At 60.3% G+C, this 21,032-nt stretch carries 14 protein-coding genes and 1 tRNA gene; 4 read left to right on the forward strand and 11 right to left on the reverse strand.

Annotation, left to right across the window (positions count from 1 at the left end; translation table 11 throughout):
* Nucleotides 1-303: 303 nt before the first annotated feature.
* From JFX23_RS02410 to JFX23_RS02420, 3 genes are all read left to right on the forward strand, one after another.
* Nucleotides 304-1,908 (forward strand): CCA tRNA nucleotidyltransferase, encoded by a 1,605-nt coding sequence (locus JFX23_RS02410; RefSeq protein ID WP_198775570.1) that lies wholly within the window; start codon nt 304-306, stop codon nt 1,906-1,908.
* Nucleotides 1,909-2,396: 488 nt separating this feature from the next.
* The gene (gene gndA, locus JFX23_RS02415) at nt 2,397-3,860 is read left to right on the forward strand and encodes an NADP-dependent phosphogluconate dehydrogenase (protein WP_198775571.1); all 1,464 of its coding nucleotides are present in this window, start codon (nt 2,397-2,399) and stop codon (nt 3,858-3,860) included.
* A gap of 288 nt (nt 3,861-4,148) precedes the next feature.
* Nucleotides 4,149-6,620, forward strand: a complete 2,472-nt coding sequence (locus tag JFX23_RS02420; protein WP_198775572.1) for a transglycosylase domain-containing protein — start codon at nt 4,149-4,151, stop codon at nt 6,618-6,620.
* 1,422 nt (nt 6,621-8,042) lie between these two features.
* On the opposite strand, the gene JFX23_RS02425 is transcribed toward JFX23_RS02420, so the two are convergent.
* From JFX23_RS02425 to JFX23_RS02450, 6 genes are all read right to left on the reverse strand, one after another.
* Nucleotides 8,043-9,089: a hypothetical protein gene (locus JFX23_RS02425; protein ID WP_198775573.1), complete on the reverse strand. Its 1,047-nt coding sequence runs from the start codon at nt 9,087-9,089 to the stop codon at nt 8,043-8,045.
* A gap of 467 nt (nt 9,090-9,556) precedes the next feature.
* Nucleotides 9,557-10,015 carry a 50S ribosomal protein L9 gene (gene rplI / locus JFX23_RS02430; RefSeq protein ID WP_005962842.1) on the reverse strand — a complete coding sequence of 153 codons (459 nt, stop codon included), beginning with the start codon at nt 10,013-10,015 and terminating at the stop codon, nt 9,557-9,559.
* A gap of 18 nt (nt 10,016-10,033) precedes the next feature.
* On the reverse strand, nt 10,034-10,276 hold the full coding sequence (gene rpsR, locus JFX23_RS02435; RefSeq protein ID WP_005962843.1) for a 30S ribosomal protein S18: 243 nt from the start codon (nt 10,274-10,276) through the stop codon (nt 10,034-10,036).
* 87 nt (nt 10,277-10,363) lie between these two features.
* The gene (locus JFX23_RS02440; protein WP_005962845.1) at nt 10,364-10,900 is read right to left on the reverse strand and encodes a single-stranded DNA-binding protein; all 537 of its coding nucleotides are present in this window, start codon (nt 10,898-10,900) and stop codon (nt 10,364-10,366) included.
* Nucleotides 10,901-10,943: 43 nt separating this feature from the next.
* A complete protein-coding gene (gene rpsF / locus JFX23_RS02445; protein ID WP_040313584.1) occupies nt 10,944-11,234 on the reverse strand; it encodes a 30S ribosomal protein S6 in 291 nt (96 codons plus the stop codon).
* Nucleotides 11,235-11,771: 537 nt separating this feature from the next.
* Nucleotides 11,772-13,109 carry an MATE family efflux transporter gene (locus JFX23_RS02450; RefSeq protein WP_233050508.1) on the reverse strand — a complete coding sequence of 446 codons (1,338 nt, stop codon included), beginning with the start codon at nt 13,107-13,109 and terminating at the stop codon, nt 11,772-11,774.
* A 467-nt stretch (nt 13,110-13,576) separates the two neighbouring features.
* Here JFX23_RS02450 and dnaB point away from each other — a divergent pair, with 467 nt between their 5' ends.
* Complete coding sequence (dnaB, locus tag JFX23_RS02455) at nt 13,577-14,935, forward strand: replicative DNA helicase (RefSeq protein ID WP_040313585.1); 1,359 nt, start codon at nt 13,577-13,579, stop codon at nt 14,933-14,935.
* A 498-nt stretch (nt 14,936-15,433) separates the two neighbouring features.
* Here dnaB and JFX23_RS02460 read toward each other — a convergent pair whose 3' ends face one another.
* The 5 genes from JFX23_RS02460 to JFX23_RS02480 form a co-directional block, all read right to left on the reverse strand.
* A complete protein-coding gene (locus JFX23_RS02460) occupies nt 15,434-15,652 on the reverse strand; it encodes a hypothetical protein (protein WP_005962859.1) in 219 nt (72 codons plus the stop codon).
* A 553-nt stretch (nt 15,653-16,205) separates the two neighbouring features.
* Complete coding sequence (locus JFX23_RS02465; protein WP_040313902.1) at nt 16,206-16,415, reverse strand: cold-shock protein; 210 nt, start codon at nt 16,413-16,415, stop codon at nt 16,206-16,208.
* A gap of 716 nt (nt 16,416-17,131) precedes the next feature.
* Nucleotides 17,132-17,218: transfer RNA gene (locus tag JFX23_RS02470), tRNA-Leu, on the reverse strand.
* A gap of 70 nt (nt 17,219-17,288) precedes the next feature.
* Nucleotides 17,289-18,383 (reverse strand): energy-coupling factor transporter transmembrane component T family protein, encoded by a 1,095-nt coding sequence (locus JFX23_RS02475; RefSeq protein ID WP_233050509.1) that lies wholly within the window; start codon nt 18,381-18,383, stop codon nt 17,289-17,291.
* On the reverse strand, nt 18,380-20,890 hold the full coding sequence (locus JFX23_RS02480) for a DUF2232 domain-containing protein (RefSeq protein ID WP_198775575.1): 2,511 nt from the start codon (nt 20,888-20,890) through the stop codon (nt 18,380-18,382). Before JFX23_RS02480 ends, JFX23_RS02475 begins: the two co-directional genes overlap by 4 nt.
* Nucleotides 20,891-21,032 lie beyond the last annotated feature (142 nt).

Raw genomic sequence — 21,032 nt, forward strand, 5'->3', positions numbered from 1 at the left:
CCCCTGTGGGATGCTTCGATCAGGGAGACGCAGACGAGATGAGGCTTCGAGTGTGTCCTCGGGTGCGCGTCTCCTCAGGCGCCTCTCGCCCTCCTAGCTCATACTCCCACCTCGACCAGCGCTAAATGCTCCCGCTTCGAGTGGCGCCAGCTCTGGCCGTTGAGGCACTCTCTCGCCCTCGTTCCCGATACTCCCACTTAGGGGCAATTGAGGAATTCGTGTACGGGCAGTGGGTGACTTCATGCTCCATTCGCCCTCGAGCTCGTGGCCTGCGGGCATCAGGTCATGGCATCCTGAGAGGTGATGAGCCCGAAAAACCACGTTCCCCTCGACTTAGATATTCCGACACTGCTGGCGAATGCGCAGCGAACCTTTGGCGCATTGCCGGAGGAGATCTTCGACCTCGGCCGCGTTTTCGAGGCCGCAGGCGAAGAGATCGCCCTAGTCGGAGGTCCCGTTCGCGATGCCTTCCTCGGTGTTACGCCGAACGATTTCGACCTGACGACTTCAGCAAAGCCTGAACGCACCGAGGAGCTCCTGGCGCAGTGGGGTGCGGCAGTATGGGACATCGGCAAAGAGTTCGGCACGATCGGCGGGCGAAAGAAAGACCTGGTCGTCGAGGTGACGACCTACCGCAGTGACTCCTACGAGGTCGGCTCGCGCAAGCCCGAGGTCGTTTTCGGAGACACCCTTGAAGGGGACCTCACGCGCCGCGATTTCACGGTGAACGCCATGGCCATGCGCTTGCCGGGGATGGTCCTAGTGGATCCGCATCATGGTCTTGAGGACTTGGCTAAGGCTCGTCTGCGCACCCCCGTCACCGCCGAGCAGTCCTTCGATGATGACCCCTTGCGCATCATGAGGGCTGCACGTTTCACGGCTCAGCTCGGCATTGATGTCGACCTCGATGTCATGGAGGCGATGGAGGTGATGGCCCCGCGACTGCAGATCGTGTCAGCGGAGCGGATACGCACCGAATTGGAGCGTCTCATCGTCTCGCCCTACCCGCGTCGCGGCCTCGAACTCATGGTCCACACTGGTGTGTGTCAGATCGTTCTTCCCGAATTGTCTGAACTGGTGTCCACAGTCGATGAGCACAGGCGCCATAAGGATGTGTACGAGCACACGCTCACCGTCCTCGAGCAGGCCATGGATCTTGAGACAGACGAGGACGGGCCCGTCCCCGCCCCCGACTTCATCTTGCGTTTCGCGGCGATCATGCATGATGTGGGCAAGCCGATGACTCGGCGCTTCGAGCCGAACGGCACAGTGTCCTTCCACCATCATGAGATCGTCGGTGCGAAACTCACGCGCAAGCGCATGAAGGCCCTCAAGTTCGATAAGGCCACGACTGAGGCCGTGTCGACTCTTGTCGCCCTGCATTTGCGTTTCCATGGGTACGGGGAATCCGCGTGGACGGATTCAGCGGTGCGTCGTTATGTCGCTGACGCCGGTGAGCTCCTCGAACGTCTCCACCGCCTCACTCGCGCCGATTGCACGACCCGCAACCGACGTAAGGCGAATATGCTCTCCGCCGCTTACGACGACCTCGAATCCCGGATCGCGACCCTGCGCGAGCAAGAGGAGCTGGATGCGATCCGACCTGATCTTGACGGTCAGGAAGTCATGGAGATCCTGGGCCTTCGTCCCTCACGCGCGGTGAAGATGGCGCTTGAGTTCCTCATGGGCATGCGTATGGAGAAGGGGCCGATGGGGAAGGAAGCGGCCCGTGAGGCTCTCCTCGAGTGGTGGTCTTCGGAGGAGGTACGAGAGATTGCTCGCGAGTACGAGGAGCAGCAGGCGCACTGGGAGGCGATGGTCGCCCAGAAGCGCCAGAAGAAGGCTGCGGCGAAGGCGAAGCGCGCGGCTCAGGCTCCTGAACATGTGAAAAACGGCGCCCAAGACTGAAACTCACAGTGTCAAATTTGCAGTGATATCTGCAGTCTGAGGGAAGAATTTTCAGTGATGCGTGAAATCTGAGGGGAAACACTTTCAGTCTTGCAGTGTCAGTGAGAGTCCGCCTCCACGAGGACCAGTGCACCTCGAGATAATGAGGACTACCGCACCTCGGGATAATGAGGACTACCGCACCTTTGCACGCTCACGATTCTCGCTCCCGCCACTTCTCGGGCCACGGGCCAGGCAATGGGCCTAGTCCCACTTTTGCGCTCCCGCCACATTTTGAGTCGGGGTGGTCCAGGTGATGAAGGCTTACCCATCTTCGTCTTCCCACCGACTCTTGGGCCGTGGGGTATGTGACGGGGGAGAAGCAAGGAGGGTTGGCGAGAGAAGACCGTGGAAGATACAGGCGCGCGGACCACAAGACCCGGGCCGTGCTGCGCGAGGGTGACCTCGGCCGTAGGGTGGTGACAAGCCGAAACCGAGGAGCAACACGCATGAGCGCATTCACCCCACAACCAGCCTCAGCTGATATCGGAGTCTTCGGACTGGGAGTGATGGGAGCGAACCTCGCCCGCAATCTCGCTCGCAACGGCTACGCAACCGCGATCTTCAACAGAACTCCCGCGCGAACCGAAAGGCTCATGGCCGCGCACGGCGACGGCTCAGAAGGCGTCTTCGTCCCTGCGAGCGAACTCGACGACTTCGTCGCCTCCCTTTCCCGCCCGCGCGTCGCGATCATCATGGTGAAGGCCGGCCCGGACACGGACATCGTCATGGAGCAGCTCGCCTTGCGCATGGAAGAAGGCGACATCATCGTCGACTGCGGCAACTCCCTCTTCTCCGACACGATCCGACGCGAGCGCCGCGCCCGCGAACTCGGCCTCCACTTCGTTGGCGCAGGAGTCTCCGGAGGTGAAGAAGGTGCCCTATGGGGACCCTCGATCATGCCCGGAGGCACGATTGAGTCCTACACGCGCCTGGGCCCCATGTTCGAAAAGATCAGCGCCCACTACGAGGGCGAACCCTGCTGCGCCCACGTCGGAGCCGACGGCGCAGGCCACTTCGTGAAAATGGTCCACAACGGCATCGAATACGCCGACATGCAGGTCATCGCCGAAGCCTATGACCTTCTTCGCAAGGGACTGGGCCTGAGCCCCGCGCAAATCGCCGAGGTGTTCTCAACATGGAACGAGGGCGAACTCGACTCCTATCTCATCGAAATCACCGCCGAGGTCCTGCGTCAAAATGACTCTCATAGCGGCTGCGCCCTCGTCGATGTCATCGTCGACCAGGCCTCCCAGAAGGGCACAGGCAAGTGGACGGTACAAACGGCACTGGATCTGGCCGTGCCCGTGACGGGAATCGGGGAGGCGACATTCGCGCGCGGAGCATCTTGCGCCACTCCTCAGCGTGAGGCTGCCCGCGGTCTTGACGCCGCAGCACTCCCACTGACGATCAGTGAGCCCGATACTTTCATCGACGATGTGCGCCGCGCCTTGTTCGCCTCGAAACTCGTGGCCTATTCGCAAGGATTCGACGAGATCACCGCTGGAGCCCAGGTTCATGAGTGGAGCATCGACAAGGCCGCGATCGCACGGATCTGGAGAGCAGGATGCATCATCCGGGCGGGATTCCTCGACGACATCGCCTCCGCCTACGAGGCGGATCCTGAACTTCCCCTCCTACTCGCCGCCCCTCCTTTCGCACAGCGCTTCGAGCACTGCCTGCCCTCTTTGCGTCGGATCGTTGCGCTCGCGGCCACATCCGGAGTGCCGATCCCCGTGTTTGCATCCTCCCTGTCGTACTTCGATCAGATTCGCGCTGAGCGTCTTCCGGCCGCGCTCATTCAAGGGCAGCGCGACTTCTTCGGCGCGCACACCTATCAGCGCATCGACAAGCCGGGAACCTTCCACACCCTGTGGGCTGAAGAAGGTCGTCCCGAGGAGCAATGGGACTGATCCCGAGGAAGAGGCTCCAGAGCGGGGCTGGGCCAGTGAGTGTGGATTCTGATGCTCCGCACGGTCACAAGCAGGGGGGAGATGTCCAGGTCCCTCAGTGTGAGCCGGGATGCTCCGCTTGCAGTGTTTCGTTCTCTCAAGGCCAGACGATCCCGATTGCGAGCGTGGGTGAGCCGTCATTCATCTGCTGTGAATAACGATTCCTAACGTTGGAACTGTCACGAAATCGGCAGATTCACGGCTTCTGGCCCTACGCTGGAGTGCAGACCCAGCTGAAAGGTTGAATTCGTGGCGAGAAACGATGGGAAGAAGAACTGGGACGAGATCATGGGATCTGATCCTTCGAGCTCTCTCCCGCCTAAACCCTCCAATGTCCGGCGCTCAATCATCAATGGGGGCCAGACAGCCCCCTCAAGTGCTCTGCCCGGCGGCGTCCCCGAGTTGAGTCTTCCTCCTCTGCCCCCCGAATCATTCGGTGCATCCCAGGAACGGGGTGCCTCAGCTGTAGCGAACTCAGGGAAGGCTGCAGGCAGAACAGCGAAGAAGGCCCCGGCCTCGGCGAAGAAAAAGAGAGGTCTGGGCAAGAAGATCGGCCTCGGTCTTTCCTTCACTTTTCTTCTCGCTTTGATCTCAGCCCTGGCGGCGTTCCTCTACATGTACACGAGCTTGACCGTTCCGGCGGCCTCGGACTTGGCGCTCGCTCAAAAGTCGACGCTGTACTATTCCGACGGCTCGACTGAGATGGGCTCACTCGGTGACGTCAACCGAGAAATCATCGACCCCTCGACTCTGCCCGACTACGTCGGCAAGGCGGTTGTCGCATCGGAGGACCGCACTTTCTACAAGAACTCTGGCATCGACTTCAAGGGTATTTTCCGTGCACTCTTCACCAATGTGGTGACGGGGTCGCGTCAGGGCGGCTCGACCCTCACCCAGCAGTACGTCGAACGATATTACGTCGGTGAAACCACCTCTTCTTACAGGGGAAAAGCTGAAGAAGCGGTCCTCGCGATCAAAATCAACCGCGAACAGTCCAAGGATGAGATCCTCGGCAATTATCTCAATACGATCTACTTCGGTCGCGGCTCCTACGGCATCGAAGCCGCTTCTCAGGCATACTTCGGACACCCGGCCAGCGAACTGAGCCTCAGCGAAGCCGCGATGCTTTCAGGAATCATCCCCGCGCCCTCGGCTTGGGATCCGGCTGAGGATCCGGACAAGGCGAAAGACAGGTGGGCGCGCGTCCTCAGCCTCATGGTCGAGGACGGGTGGATCAGCCAGTCGGAAGCGGATGCTGCTTCTTTCCCCGAGACGATTGATCCTCTTCAGGTGGAGAGTGAGACTTTCGCCGGTCCGAACGGTTACCTCATTGAGCAAGCTCGTTCGGAACTCATCGCCTCCGGAGCTATCGACGAGACTCAGATCGCCAATGGTGGCCTGAAGATCGTCACGACGATTGACCGGGCGAAGCAGGATGCGGCAGTGGCGGCCGCTGAAAGCATGAAACAGGTCGAGGGCTGGAACCCCGACACCATGCATGTGGCATTGTCTTCAATCGATCCGAATACGGGGGAGATCGTCGCCGAATACGCGGGTTCGGATTACTTGGAGCGCCAGCAAAACGCCGTGACTCAGGACATCGCGATGGCGGGCTCGACTTTCAAGCCTTTCGCTCTGCTTGCGAATGCGCGTGCCGGCGGCTCAGTGAATGACACCTATTCGGGTCGTTCCCCTCAGCGTTTCGACGGTCTGTCGGAGCTTGTAGAGAATGACGGCGGATACTCCTTCGGGAATGTCGACCTCATCAAGGCGACGAGCTACTCGATCAACACCTCCTATGTCGCCTTGAACAAAGACATTGGACCAGCAGCGACCATGCAGGCGGCGATTGACGCGGGAATCCCGGAGGAGACCCTCGGCCTCGATCGAACTCTCCTCAACGTTCTCGGATACGCTTCGCCCCACAATATTGACCTCGCGACCGCCTATTCGACGATCGCGAACGGCGGTGAACGCGTCAACGCGCACATTATCCGCTCGGTAACCGGTCCAAGAGGCAACGTCATCTACACGGCTCCCACGGACAAAAATCGAGTGTTCTCCGTCGAGGAGGTCTCTTCGATCATGCCTGCCCTTGAGGCGGTGACGAAGGGGGATGGCACCGCATCATCGGTTTCGCAGGACCTTCGGGGCTTCACAACGGCAGGCAAGACCGGTACCGCACAAGAGCAGCGCGCCGCTCAATTCGTGGCTTTTGTCCCCGGCCTCGTGTCCGCCGTGTCGATGTACGGGTCCGACGAGGACGGGAACTCCGCCCCTCTGCCGAACATCGGGGGACTCGACCAATTCCACGGCGGCGACTGGCCGGTTGATGTGTGGACCCAGTACATGCAGACAGCTGTTGAGGGAATGCCTACTGGTGGTTTCGACTGGTATGTGAAGACGAACAGGAACTCGAAGTCTCGTAACGATTCCCAAGATGATGCGCAGTCGGCAGCCTCCGCAGGAGATTCTTCTGGGCAGCGATCCTCAGAGCAGGGCTCCGATTCCGGCAGGCCGCAGGAAGGCCAACAGCCTTCACAAGGTTCGAATCAGGGGTCTCAGAACCCTGGTCAGAACGGCCCGAATAACCCAGGTGGGAACACTCAGCCTGGACATGATGGGCACGGCGGGCATGACGGGCACGACGATGGCGCGGATAACCCTGGGCACAATGAGGGTGGTGGAAACGGCGGCGGAGGCGCAGCAGTCGAACCCTAGGGTGTGCACCGGGCAGACCTGAGGCTTGTGTGCCTACGAGCCTCAGGAGCTGCTGGGCTCGGTTGATGCTGAGGGCCGGTTGAGGAGCCTTCTGTTCACGAGAACCCGGAGCTGTTGCGCTGTGCGGTCTGCACGTGTGTGCTCTTGAGCCTTGTGATGAGGAGGTTGTCGTTTGGTTTCAGTCGGTGTTTCGCCCAGGCTCCTGGTTTTTCGTCAGATTCCTGTCGCAGGGCATCTACTCGCACCTGGAAAAGTGGAGCTGATGCCGACCATGACTTTTCGTTTGGTTGCGGCGTTTGCTTGCACTCGGATAGGTGGAATCGGAGGCAGTTTTCGTGGCGCTCGCTTTGTCTGGTTTCAGGAGTGGCAGTGTCCATTCCTTGTGCTTCTAGCACCCTTGGGGTTCTGGCCTCTTTGCCCGCTGAGCATGTGGGGAAGCCTCTAAGGGTGTCGAAGGCTATTTGCGCGTGGTTCCTCAAGATCCTGACTGCCGAGACCAAGGACAGTGCTGCGTCGTTTTGCAAGCATGCAGCTGTGTTCTTTAGGTTCCTGGGTGCCTGCGTGCGGTGGTTGAGGAGAGGCAATGGTGTCTGCCACTTACTGCTCGGGTCTCTTCGCACTAGTCCTGGACGAGGGTGTCAATCACAGGCGCACTGGCCGCTGCCGACCTTAGAGCAGTGGCACGGTTGATTGTTTCACCCCACCCCTTAATGGCGAGTAATTCCCGCTCCCGTAGACCAACGTTCGTCCGTGTTTTATCCCGACCCCTGCATGGTGAGCGGAGCTACGCGCGCACGTGGTCCAGCAAAAGCTGAACATGGTTGCCTAGGGGCTGCGGCTCCGGCACGAATCGTCGCGATCCCCCACGCAGCCTTCGAGGGCTAAATCCTCACCGACGGTGTTCACAATCGCACTGGCAGGTACGCGAATACCTGCCTGAGGGTGCTTTCATAGAGTTTTGGTGCAGAAACATGAGCGGAAGTGGAAGTCAAGGCACGCTTGTATGAGTGAAGGATCTTGAGAGTGAGGGATTCCTTAAGTTCTGCTTGCGTGGGCGAAGGGATCATGAGTGGAGGGTAGAGTCGCGGCAGCGTGAGTGGAGGGGATATAGCCCCTCCACACATCGCCAAAACCTCCTTTTATGGGTGAGTCCCGCTGTCAGGCGACCTTACTCCCTCCCCTTGCTCAGCTATTTAGAACAGCAAAGCCAGAAACAGCCCTCATCGGAAGATCCCTCCTCTGAGCAACAGACCACACCAGATTCTCTAGCGTCACACCCTGATCTGTTCCAGTCAGGCTCATGAAAAGTGGGGGGGGGGGGGGGGGGGGGGGGGGGGGGGGGGGGGGGCCCCCCCCCCCCCCCCCCCCCCCCCCGCCCCCCCCGCCCCCCCCCCCCCCCCCCCCCCCACTGCGATCAGGGAACTATGCTCGCACTCGTCGACGCACAAGCGCACCCAGACCAACGAGACTCATGAGACTTGCAGCAAAGAGGACGGGAAGACTATCTGCGCCGGTCCTCGCAAGCTCTTTCGTGGCCTTTCCGGAGGCTGACGAGAAGGAGGCGTTGTCAGTGTTCGAAGAAGCGTCAGTGCCTGCGGGCGATGACGAGCTCGCCTTCTCAGCTGTCGTTTTGTTCTTCACAGTGATGGGCGTTTGAGCGGTCTTCTTCGAGGTCGTCCCAATGAACTTCACCGTGTGGCTGCCAGCGGGTACATTATCGGGCACCACGAAAGTTCCGGAGGCGTTACCGGAGGCATCAGCTCTGATCGTGCCAAGTCTGATCGGGTCGGAGTGAAGCCAGACTTCGACCTCTTCATCAGGATCGAAGCCGCTGGCGGAAAGCTCGAGGGGAGCCCCGATCTCAACATCAGACTGAGTGAGCGTGATTCTCGGTTCTGCAGGAGGATCCGAGGGTGTTTCCGGTGTGGGCGGTTCCTCTTGTGAGGTTTGAGGTGTAGACGGTTCCTCTTGTGAATTCGGAAGAACATTCACTCTGGAGTACAGCCGCAGGCGACTGGAACTGCGGGCCTCAAAAAACGATTCGACAGATGAGCACGTGAAATGAAATGACACCGGAATCGTGCCGGGCTCATCAGGCAAAGTGAAGGTCGCGGTCCAAGAACCGGTATCGACATCATGCGTCACATGAGTGGGAGACGGGAGATCGCTTCGACGTGCGGGTTCTTCAAAGAGCATCCACGCTTCGAACTTTGTTGGGAAGTCGGCAATACATCCGGTTCCACTCAATGTCAGAGTTTCCCCTGGGTTCACTGCGTATTCTTCTTGAGGATCAGTGATGGCGAAATGTGGAATCTCGCATGGCCCCTCACTGAGGGAACCGGAGGAGCAGGATTGATCAATATGAGAAGAAATCGGGTCGATTGTGGCTGCGGAGGCGGCACCTGAGAAGAGGAGGCCGAGCGTCAGCGCAGAACCGAGCATAAAACGTAAGGACGAAGCGAGTGGCATCAAGACAATCTTTCAGAAAACGCGTACAAGAATACTGTCAATCTACAATAAAGCAGGCCCTAAGGGAATGTGCTCAATGGTGAACCGCTCAAAGTATCAGTCGGATTCGCCAGCGGAGGTAGCTTGTGCTCGCGTGCCTTGCATCATGGTAAGAGTATTCGACCCCTGGGCCTGTGTGGCACGCTTCGAGTGGTGGTTGCAAGGGAGTTTTTGTGAAGGGGCGCAGCCCACTGCTCAGCAATGAGGATGAAAATATGACGTTTTCCGGCAGTCGGCTCGCTTTGAAATGGAAGAAGCGTGCGCTGTGGCATCGTGTAGATTTGAAAGGAATGTAAGGGGCCCTCGATCCTTGCGGATCGAGGGCCCCTCATAAGGTTCAGCGACTCGAGGTCATCCCCTTCAAGTCCAGCACGCAGCCTCGTCCTCGACCACTGAGGCGCAGACGAGACTGTGACGCGGGCGAGGAATCACTCGGCGATGACGCGAACCTTGAGCTTCGCAGTGACCTCCGGGTGGAGATTCACGACGACGGTGTGATCGCCGGTGGACTTGATCGGCGAAGCGATCATGACGCGACGACGATCAATGACCTTGTCGAGCTGAGCCTTGACGGCCTCGGCGATCTGGGCGCCGGAAACAGCGCCGAAGAGACGACCGGAGGTGCCGACCTTGCCGGAGATGACGACAGGAGCGGCGGCCTGGAGGGCGTCGCGCAACTCGCGGGCGTCATCAATGGACTCGATCTCGTGACGACGACGGGCGGCAGCGATCTCGTCGATCTGCTTTTGCGCGCCCTTCGTCCACTTGGTCGCAAAACCGCGGGGCACGAGGTAGTTGCGGGCGTAGCCGGACTTGACCTCAACGACCTCGCCGGCGTTGCCGAGGTTGGCGACGTCGCGGGTGAGGATGAGCTTAGTGGTAGCCATGCGAATTTCCTTCCCCGATCAGCGGCCGGTCGACGAGTAGGGCAGGAGCGCCATCTCGCGGGCGTTCTTCACCGCACGGGCAATGCGACGCTGCTCCTGGACGGAGACGCCAGTGACGCGACGAGCACGGATCTTGCCGCGATCGGAAATGAACTTGCGCAGGAGCGCAGTGTCCTTGTAGTCGATGGTCTCAATCTTGGCCGACTTGAGGGGGTTGGCCTTCTTCTTGATGGGCTTGTTGCGAAGTTGAGGCTTCGCCATGGTGGTCTCCTTGGATCCGGGTGGACTATTCATCCACCCCAAGATGTGATGTCAGTACGTGCTCGGGTCGGCCGTGGCCGACACCGATCAGAACGGCGGTTCGCCGAAGGCAGCGTCACCCTGTGAGGATGCGCGCCACGGATCGTCGACGGTGCCGCCGGCAGGAGCGCCGTAACCGGCATTCGAACCCCCGTAGGAGCCGCCCGCAGGGGCGCCTCCACGGTTTCCACCCTGATATCCGCCTCGGCCCTGGTCGGAACGCTCATTGCGTGAAACCTGGGCGCGCGCCCAACGGAGAGAAGGGCCGACCTCTTCGACGCGAAGTTCGATGACGGTGCGGTTCTGGCCGTCCTTGGTTTCGTAGGAGCGTTGGACAAGGTTGCCCTGCACGATCACGCGCATGCCTTTGCGGAGGGTTTCACTGATGTTCTCAGCGAAATCATTCCATGCACTGCAACGCATGAAGAGGGCGTTTCCGTCGCGCCACTGTCCGGACTTCGAGTCATACTGGCGAGGCGTCGAAGCGACGGTGAAGTCGACAACAGCCTGACCGCTCGGCGTGAAGCGAAGCTCAGGGTCAGCGGTGAGGTTACCGACGATCGTGATCTGGGTATCTCCGGCCATTTCAACTCCTCGGGCTAAAGGGTGGGTGGGTTTGAGTGAATGCTCAGTGGGCGTCGGGACGCAGGAGCTTGGTGCGCAAGATGGTCTCGTCGAGACCCATGCGACGGTTGAGCTCGAGCGCGACATCAGGGGTCGTCGTCATGTTGATGACAACGTAGATGCCTTCGGAGCGCTTGAGGATGTCGTAAGCGAGGCGACGCTTGCCCCAGATGTCAACCTTGTCGACCGAGCCGCCGTTGGCGGACACGGGCGCGAGGTACTTGTCCATCGTGGGGGCGACGGTGCGCTCATCGATCGAGGGATCGAGGATCACCATCAGTTCGTAGTTACGCACGGTGAGTACCCACCTCCTATGGTCTTTGCGGTCACGGACGGTCCGTGACAGGAGGGTCATGCGTTCACAGACGAGGGTTCGTCTGCGGTGGAATGCCCTTGCGGGAGCTTGGACAATCCAGGGATCCAGCTTAGTCGTCGCCCAGTGGAGTGCGCCACCCTGTCCGGAGAGTTCTGGGCCACGTCCTGTCGGGGAAGCTTCTGTTTCTCAGACTCGTGGAGTGCTCGAGGCGGGTCGGTGGCGTGTTGAAGGAGTTCTTGCTCGCGCGCTTTGAGGGTGCTCGTGCTTTTGGTGCACTAGTGGAGGGGGCGGCGGGGTCTTCTCGGTGTGCGGGTTCTGACTTTGCGTTAGTGGAGGCGATGGCGTGTTTTGGAGGGGTTATATCCCCTCCACTTGTCGCGAACCCCTCCACTTGTCGCGAAGCCCTCGATCGAGAACGCACGACCCGGGGTTGGCGGTCGATGAAGGCAAGGTCGGACTCCCGGGCTTCATACAAGGCCTCGGGTTGGCGCTCAATGAACGCGAAGCCCAAGGCGATCAGCCCTCCCTCAGGGATGAATCCATGGATCCGAGCAGGCCGGAGCGCGACCACCAGGTCCTCCACATATTCGTCGCCAGGCGGGCACCCATGTAGACCAGGGCGTACGCGCCCCATGCTGCCGCGACCACTTCGATACTGCCCGCACCTTCGAGGCGCCACAGCTCGATGAGCCCGAGAACCGGCAAGAATACGAGAAGCTGCCCGATTCCTGCGATCGCGAAATAGCGGTTGTCGCCAGCGCCGAGAAGCACACCATCGAGCGTGAAGACGACGCCCCCCAAAGGCATGCCGACGCAGCAGGCGATGAGTCCCCATCTCGCGATCGGGCTTACCGAGGAACTCGCGTCGAAGAGGAAGGGGATCCACGGCGAAAGAACAGTGATGACAATGCCGAGTACGACCCCGGCTCCCGCACCCCAGATCGCCAGGACTCTTAAGAGTTCTCGGAGTTCGTTGAGCTTCCCGCGCCCGAGGGCGAGGCCCACCATTGACTGGGCGGCGATCGCCAGCGCATCCAAGACGAAGCAGATGAGAGTCCAGATGGCCAGAACGATCTGATAACCCGCAAGAGCCTCAGATCCGAGCTGCGATGCCGACCAGATCGTTGCAAGGCCTGCGAGGCGTAGTGCCAAGCCGCGCACGATCAGAGGCGCACCGTCGAGCGCGGAACGCGCGATGCCGCTGCCGCTCGGACGCAGGGGTGCGCCGACCGATACGGCTTCACGCCTAAGGATCGCCAGGTACACGGCCGCCATGAGGAGTTGAACGATCGACGTGCCCAAGCCGGAGCCGATGACGCCGAGGCCGAGGCCGAACATCAAGACGGCGTTGAGCCCAATGTTGAGGATGGCGCCGATGCCGGTGATGAGCAGGGGAGTGCGGGTGTCTTGCAGTCCGCGCAGTGTCCCGACAGTCGAATAGCCGATCAGCATGCCGATCAGGCCAGGTGCGCTCGCCCGCAGATAGGCGACGGCCTCGTGCGCGACGGAAGAATCTGTCGTCATGAGTTTGACGAGGGCGGGGGCGAGTGCGGCGAGAAGGACGGCGACGATGAGGCCGAGCAGTGCGGCGAGCCAGGAGGCGTCGATTCCGGCGCGGATCGCGCCTCGTCGGTCCTTGGCGCCGAGTGCTCGAGCTGTGAGCGAGGTTGTGGAATACGCGAGGAAGATGAACAGGATGGTGAGAGTTTGGAGGATCTGGGAGGCGAGGGACAGGCCTGCGAGTGAGGCTGTTCCCAGGTGGCCGATCATCGCGGAGTCGATGAGAGTGAAGAGAGGTTCGGCGACGAGTGCACCGAGAGCTGGGACCGCCAGTGTGAGAATTTTCCTGGTCAACCCAGGTTTAGCTTGTGTGTTGGAGGTGCTCTCAGGAGCAGGAAGCGAAGCTTCAAGCTTCACTTGAGAGTTAGGGGATGGGCTATCGGTTCCGTCCACGAATGTGGCCTCCAATTTCAATCCACAATCTGTGTACACACTTGTGGACAAGTCTGTCATCGGGGGAATGGCATGAATCTGCCGTGAAAAGTCCGAGGGGTTTTCACGGACGCAGCGCAACACACACCGAGCGTCCACAGGGGATGTGGACGACGCGCCATGTTATCCACACGCCATCCCCAGGTTATCCCCATTCGAGTTCAGATCGAGAGTGGGAGTTCTCGCGTCGAGACGATACCCTCGCGTGTGCGCGTGACCATGGATTCAGGGTCTGACGCGGACTCGCACTGAGGAAAGGCGCTCAAGCCACGCCCCTTTCCTCAAGGTGGTGAGCCGCATTCTCGCGTGCGTCGACTGTAGAGAGGATCATCGTGGCGGAAGATTTTGATCGCACACCACCACAGGACATCGACGCGGAAATGTCGGTCCTCGGATCGATGATGCTCACCACTGATGCGATCGTTACTGTCACAGAGGAGATTCGCGGTTCCGACTTCTACATGCCGAATCACGAGATCATCTTCGATGCGATCGTGGACCTCTTCGGTCAAAACGAACCCGCCGACGCGATCACTGTTGCAGGGTATCTGCAGCGCGAAGGCACTTTGTCCAGGGTCGGTGGCGCCCCCTACTTGCATACCCTCATCGCTTCGGTGCCGACTGCGGCGAACGCTGGTTACTACGCGCGCATCGTTCGTGAGCGCGCGATCATGCGTCGCCTTGTCACTGCGGGCACGCGCATCGTCCAACTCGGTTACGCCGAGGCCGGTGGCGAGGTCGAAGAGATCGTCGAACAGGCGCAGTCCGAGATTTATGCGGTCTCTTCGGAACGCACCGCAAGGGACTACGTCGCCGTAGGCTCTATGACTCATGAGCTGCTCGAACACCTTGAAGACATTGAGAAGTCCAAAGGCAAGCTGCAAGGTGTTCCCACGGGATTCAAGGAGCTTGACGACCTGACACAAGGGCTTCGTGGCGGTCAGATGATTATCGTTGCCGCCAGACCCGCTATGGGCAAGTCCACTCTCGCCCTCGACTTTTGCCGCTCGGCCTCGATCAAGCATGGGATCACATCCCTGGTCTTCTCCCTTGAGATGAGTCAGCAGGAGATTGCGATGCGAATGCTCGCTGCAGAATCAGGAGTGTTCCTGTCCAAGATGCAGGCGGGCTCGATGAATGACACCGACTGGAAGCGTGTCGCCAGAACGATGGAGAGAGTCTCCGACGCCCCCTTGTATATCGACGATTCACCGAATATGACGATTACGGAGATTCGTGCGAAGTGTCGACAGCTCAAGCAGCAGCACAACCTCGGCCTCGTGGTGATCGACTACCTGCAGCTCATGACGAGCGGCCGACAGGTCGAGTCTCGTCAGCAGGAAGTCTCAGCCATGTCGCGTAATCTCAAACTCCTCGCGAAGGATATTGGAGTTCCGGTGGTTGCCGTCGCGCAGCTCAACCGAAACTCCGAGTCGCGCAATGACCGCAAGCCGATGATGTCTGACCTGCGTGAATCTGGTTCGCTGGAGCAGGATGCGGACATCATTATGCTGCTGCATCGTCCCGATTATTACGACAAGGAAGACCGTCCAGGAGAAGGCGACATCATTGTCGCGAAGCACCGTAATGGTGAGACTGCAGTAATCCGCACCCTCTTCCAGGGTCACCTCTCGCGTTTCGTCAACTACAGCGGTCGCGAAGAGCCGCACAATACGCGACAAGACTGAGCGTCGCGCGCCTCTGCGTGTGCCGATCCGCTGAGGGGTAGGAGGGGCGTGAGGCTTGGCGTGCGATGGGGGCTGTGGTGCTGAGTGGAGGCTGTGACGACAAGTGGAGGGGTGATATCCCCTCCACAATTCGTCAACCCCTCCACTGATGAGACTATCCCCATCAGGGTTTTGGCTTGTGTGGAGAGAGTCGGATCGACTGTGTCGATTGAGGAGTCTTCTCTTCCGATGTCTTGCTTGAGGATTCTCCTGTTCCAATTTCGGGGCTGAGACCTGAAGGAGGATGAGGGTGGCACGGGTTCCACATCGATAGGAGAAAAATGGCAGAGCGAAAGGCTGCAATGGGACTAGCGGCAGAAATGTCTCTACAGGATCGACGTTTTGGGCGCAAATGGGGTGGATGTCATGGGGTGAAAAGGCAAAAGAAAAAGCGCGACGTCACAGGCGTCGCGCTCGTCATGCGGGGGCGCGCTGCGTGGCGCGCCCCGGATTATCGGTTCAGTTCTTCTCGTTGCGAATCGCGTAAGCGGCGGGAGCGAAGAGAACAGCGGTGAGGCCAACGAGAGCAGCGATGACAGCCGAAATGGTCGAGGAGGCGTTGACGGCGGCGAAAACACCGAGAACGGCGAGGAGGACAACGGCGATGATGACGCCCGCAGCGTTCGCCTCGCCTTGCCAGCTGGCGACGGCGATTTCAGACTTCACGATGTTGTTCATGGGGTTCTTCTTTCGAGTCAGTGCGCGAAGCACTGACTGTGCCCCGCACAGCAGTGTGTCAGTGTTGCATCCCCGATTCCGGAAACGTTTCCATCCCCTCGGATCAGCGGTTATAACGTTACCAGCAGCACCAATTCCCTATCCATCTTTGCGCCTGATTTCACATGCTCACATTCACTGATCCGAGCCTGTGATGAGGCTCGTTACGGCTTTGGAGTTTCGAGGCCCATGATGCACCGTGATCCGAGTGCCTGGGTACCTCTTTGCGAGTCGCAATCGTCGCTCTGAATGGAGTCGCAATCGCCGCTCCGAAGAGGAAAATCCCCTCGGCGCGCGGCGCGAGGGGATGGTGATCCTGTTTTCTGCCGTCAAAAGGCCGATGAGACTAGGCCTTGGTCGGCACTGGGCCTTGGTCGACACGGAGCCTGTTTGACAGGGACCTTGATCGACACACATGCCTGCCAATGGGATCTGACGCTTGTCAGCACAGGCGCGTGCAGCCTGGAGCCCTTGCCGAATCAGACGCGGACGGCATCAGAACTGGAAGAGATACTCAGGCGAGACGCTGGATGTTCTCCGCCTGAAGACCCTTGGGGCCCTGAGTGATGTCGAACTCGACCTGCTCGCCCTCGAAGAGGGTACGGCGGCCAGATTCTTGAACAATGTTGGAGAAGTGAGCGAAAACGTCGGCGGAGCCATCGCTGGGGGTGATGAAGCCGTAGCCCTTTTCGTCGTTGAACCATTTCACGACACCAGAAGTCATGGTGTTTCCAATCTGCAGGCCCATTCGGGCGTTTCCCCGGCCCAAGTCGGGTTCCGGGATAGTGATCGAAGCTCCTGCAAACACCGACGAGCGAGTATCGCAATGAATCCGAGTTACTACGGCGTCAACGCTACAGCATGGGGGAGACTCTCACGTCATCACTACGGGCCGATCAGGACACACTTGCACGACCTACCTGTGCTCCACGTCGCGGATATCACCGAGGATGATCCGATCAACGAGGCCGGGGGTGGAATCTTTGACTCGTGTAGGGCTTGCTGAAAGAGATTACCGACGAATCCCAAAGGCTCTCTCGAGGGTCTTAAGCGAGGGATCGCTTGAACTGAGTCCATGCGCTGTTGAAAAGCTCGAGATTGTGGTGTTGGGGAGCGAGTGATCCGGAAAGAGACCGGAGGTGAATAAGACCGGTGCGAGCAAAGAATGGTGCGGGCTAGGCCCAGTGTGAACTGAGATGGAGACGGGTGAAGGCCTGTGTGAACTTGGGACCGCGGGGACGAAGATCATTGCGAGTTGAGGGTGAGGTGGGTGAAAGCCTGTACCAAGGAGAGTCGAGGTAAAGGAAAGGGGAGTGGGCTCAGGCCATGTGAAAAAGGCGACCCACAGGTTCAACCATGAAGAATTATCATGAGTAGCTCAATGCCGCCGCTTCATCGCGCATAATGCACTGAGTTTCCCGCAGAATCTTGCGGGAAAACTGGTGCGCGAGGGGGGAGTTGAACCCCCACCCCATCACTGGGACACGGACCTGAACCGTGCGCGTCTGCCTATTCCGCCACTCGCGCGTGCGTTGAAAGGTTACGGGGGAGGAGGTGAGCACGTCAAATGAGAACGCGTTTTCGGACGGATCTGCGCTCAGGAGCCGCCAAGATCAACGAGGACGTGGGCGGCGATGATCCCGGCGAGTGCGAGGGCACTCAGCACGGCAGCGACCCCGTCATTGAGACCCAGACGCACAGGCTCCTGGGGTAGGGGATCAAGGCCTCCGCGCATCGACATTGCTCTACCGGTGTCGCGGGCAGAACGAGAAGCCGCTGAAAGGACCGCGGTCGTCACGTCAACACCAAGACGGAGGGAAGAACGAAAGCCCATGCGCGTCCATTCACCGCCCATGCGGAGTTTCGCCGCGTCAACGACTGCTTGTGACTGCTCTGCGAGGACGGGCATCGCCGTGAGTGCAAGCCCCATGATGCGCGCCCATTCATCGACAGGAGCTCCCAAGAACCGCAAAGGTGAGATGAGGCGACGCAGAGCCTGAGCGATCCTCGCGGTCGAAAAAGTCCACAAGAGCAGGGCGCTTCCCCATAGGAGCACGAGTGAGAGCGCAATGAGACGAACGAAGATGAGGATCCCACCATCAATCGATGCGCCGATCATGCCGCCGATGAGCCCCGACCAGAACCATATGGGTGGAATCGGGACCGCCGAGAGGGGAACGCGCCCGAAGATGCTGGCAAGAAGGAGGAGGAGCGCAACGATCCCGAGGGTCGGCCATTTCGGCCACACCAGCACGAAGGTGGTGAGGAGTGTCCACGCGAGGATCAACACTTCGGGTTGGACCCTCGACAGGGGTGAGGACCAGGGCAGGAGGCGCGGCATGAAGAAGCCGATTCGGCGACGCTCCTTGGGTTTCGGGCGTTTTGCGAAGTCCCTGGCCCTTGTGGGTCGGCTCCCCCCACTCGCTCCTCCCTCGGTCCCGGCCTCAGCCTTGTTGGGCGCGACTTGGGCGCTTCCAGCCTCGGCCTGAGCCTTGTTGGGTGCGACTTGGGTGCTTCCAGCCCTGACCTGAGCCCTGTTGGGCGCGACTTGGGCCCCTCCAGCCCCGGCCTCGGCCCTGTCGGGTACGACCTGGAATCTGGAGCCGACGTTCTCGCCCTCGGATCGGCCTTCCCCTGTGACGCGGCTTCCCTTCCGACTCAGAGGCGATTCTTGAGGTTCCTCGTGGCTCATGAGAGAACCCCCTTGTCCAGGTGAAGCCTGCGATCGCACAGGGCTTCCAAGCCTTCGGTGTCGTGTGAGATAACGACGATCCCAAGCCCCCGAGCTTTCCTCTGGTCCAACACGCGCACGAGAGTTTCCCGAGAATCCGCGTCCAGGCCGGCCATGGGCTCATCGAGGACGATCGCCTTCGGGCGAGCAGCGAGAAGACCCGCGAGGGCAACCCTGCGCTGTTGCCCACCGGAAAGCTCATCAACGCTCCTCGAAGACAAAGAAGGATCGAGGCCGACCTCCGCGAGAGCTGAAGCGAGGAGATACTCCGCTTCCACAGGATTGAGGAAAGCCCCTTTCCTTGCGCTTGCGCCTCGATGAGGATGTCCCGAAGGGCTCGTGCCGACCAAGGGGCCGAAGCCCGCGGCGGAGAGAATATCGAGGCCAACGCTCGGGCGTTGCAATTGGAGGCGGGCGAATTGGCGAGACAGGGCGACCTCGCCGACGCGCAAGTGCACCGGCTGTGAACCGAGAGTGCATCGGCCTCGAGACGGCCTCATCAGGCCGGTGAGGATTCTCGCGAGGGTCGACTTGCCCGAACCATTCTCGCCGGTGATGAGGATCGATTGGCCGGGGGAGACGAAGAAGGAAACTTCGGAAAGGACCTCGCGCTCCCAGGGCGTGCCGGGGTTGTAGGCATGTCCGAGGCCGCGCGCCCACAGGTGCTCGACCTCCCCATGATCAGAGGGGGAACGAGGGCTGAGGCGAAGGCTTGGAGGTGCTTGAGTCTCTGGCATGTGTGCGCGCGAGGGCTCTTTCGCATCGCCCCTGCTCGCAGGATCACGGTGACCCTGTGTGTAGGCGCGCGCCGGCTCTTGAGAGGCAAGCGCTCCGAAACGAGGACGATGGGGAACGCTGGGAGATCCAGCTTTTGCGGCCTGCACATCTGCCATGGCATCGGCATCTACCGTGGCTTGCGCATCTGCGCCTCGCACTGAGGCCTCCCGCGCAGCCTCGGTTCTTGAGGCTGCTAGTGGCGCAGAAGGAAGGGGAAAGGCTGAGGGGAGCGGAGGCGCAGAAGGAAGCGAATCCGCAGAGACAAGTGAATCAACAGAGGCAAGCGAATTCGCAGAGACAAGTGAATCAACAGAAGCAAGCGAATCCGTTGACGGGAGCGGAGGCGCAGAAGGAACAGACGAGGCTGAAACAGGCGCAGAGGAATCCTCAACGACTCGTCCCCCTTCCAAACGGATCACACGCTCGGCACAAGCGGACTCAAGCGGATCGTGGGTGATGTGCACGACTGCGGTCCCCTCAGCTGCCAATCCCCGAAGAATCCCCAAAAGCTGGACCCGCCCGGCCGGGTCGATCATCGCGGTTGACTCATCGGAGATGAGGAGCTTCGGTCGTCTTGCGAGAGCACCCGCGAGAGCAAGACGCTGCAATTGCCCACCAGAAAGGCGACGCGTCTCCGAGTCTTCCAATCCCGATAAACCGACCCTGGCAAGAAGCCCGGGAAGATCAACAGAGCTGCGCTCTTCGGGACTCATCCCCCAGTAGATGTCCTCAACGACAGTGGTGCCCAGGAACTGCAACTCACTCCTTTGAGCGACGAGGGCGGTGCCGCCGAACTCCCCAAGCCCTGCCCGTCCCGGGCGAATCACCCTTCCTGAACTCGGTTCTGCGCCTGCGAGCACCAGCGCCAGAGTCGACTTCCCGGAGCCGTTCGGCCCGAGGACGACGGTGAAACCCTCGTCGATCTGCACGGAAAGATCAGTCAAGGCGGCTTTGTCGGCGCCCGGATAGGTGAAACCCACGCCCTCCAACTTCAAAGGAAGGGGCGCGATCTGTGAGGCTGTGGCCGTGGAGCCTGAGCCTTCGGGCGCGAAGAGAGGATCCCATTCTCGAACAATGTCAATGCGCCTCAAAACCCTCGTGAGAAGCCAATATGCGGCGAGCGCGAGCAGGAAGACCCACAGGCCCGAGGATGCGGGGATCCACGTCCACCAGTATTCGAGCATGAGCTCGACCCATGAGCGCGCCAATTCGACTGAGGGCGCGAGCGCGGGCACACCCTCCAGCACAGTGAAGTAGCCGTTCATTGAGGTGCGCGTCGAGTCAAGAAGGAGGGTGCGTGACTCTTCGAGGACGCTGAGCACACCCCAGGTGATTGCGGCGCCTATAACCCCGATGCCGAAAGCCGTGAGGAACACAAGGAAACTGCCCGCACCCTTGCGGTGAAGAAAACCGACGACCCAGCCGACGAGGACGGTCTTCGTCACCGCCCACGCCGTCGGCAATCCCCCCACGCCCGCTGACATGAGGATCGAAACGATGAGGGCTGCGAGGCTCGCCCTCGTACGCAAACGAGAGCTGATCATCGCGATCGGAATGGCAGCGGCGACCTGGAAGAGAAGAGTGAAGATGGGGAGCGCAGATCCGAGGAGCCCGAGGACGACCGTCAAGCCTGAGAGGATGCCTGCGGTCGCGATCTCCACGGGCTCAAGGGGGGATCGTCGTTTCGCCATACTCCCAGTGTGCCGGGTCGACCCGGGATCGGCACATCCTCGCTCAGGAGCACACGGCCCCTCCTAGCAGATGAAGCAGAGCTGCGCCGTCCTCGCCGCCAAGTGGGCTGAGAAAGTTGAAGAAGCCCCCAAGCCTGTGAGG

The sequence above is a fragment of the Schaalia cardiffensis genome, from assembly GCF_016405145.1.
Classification (GTDB): Bacteria; Actinomycetota; Actinomycetes; order Actinomycetales; family Actinomycetaceae; genus Pauljensenia; species Pauljensenia cardiffensis.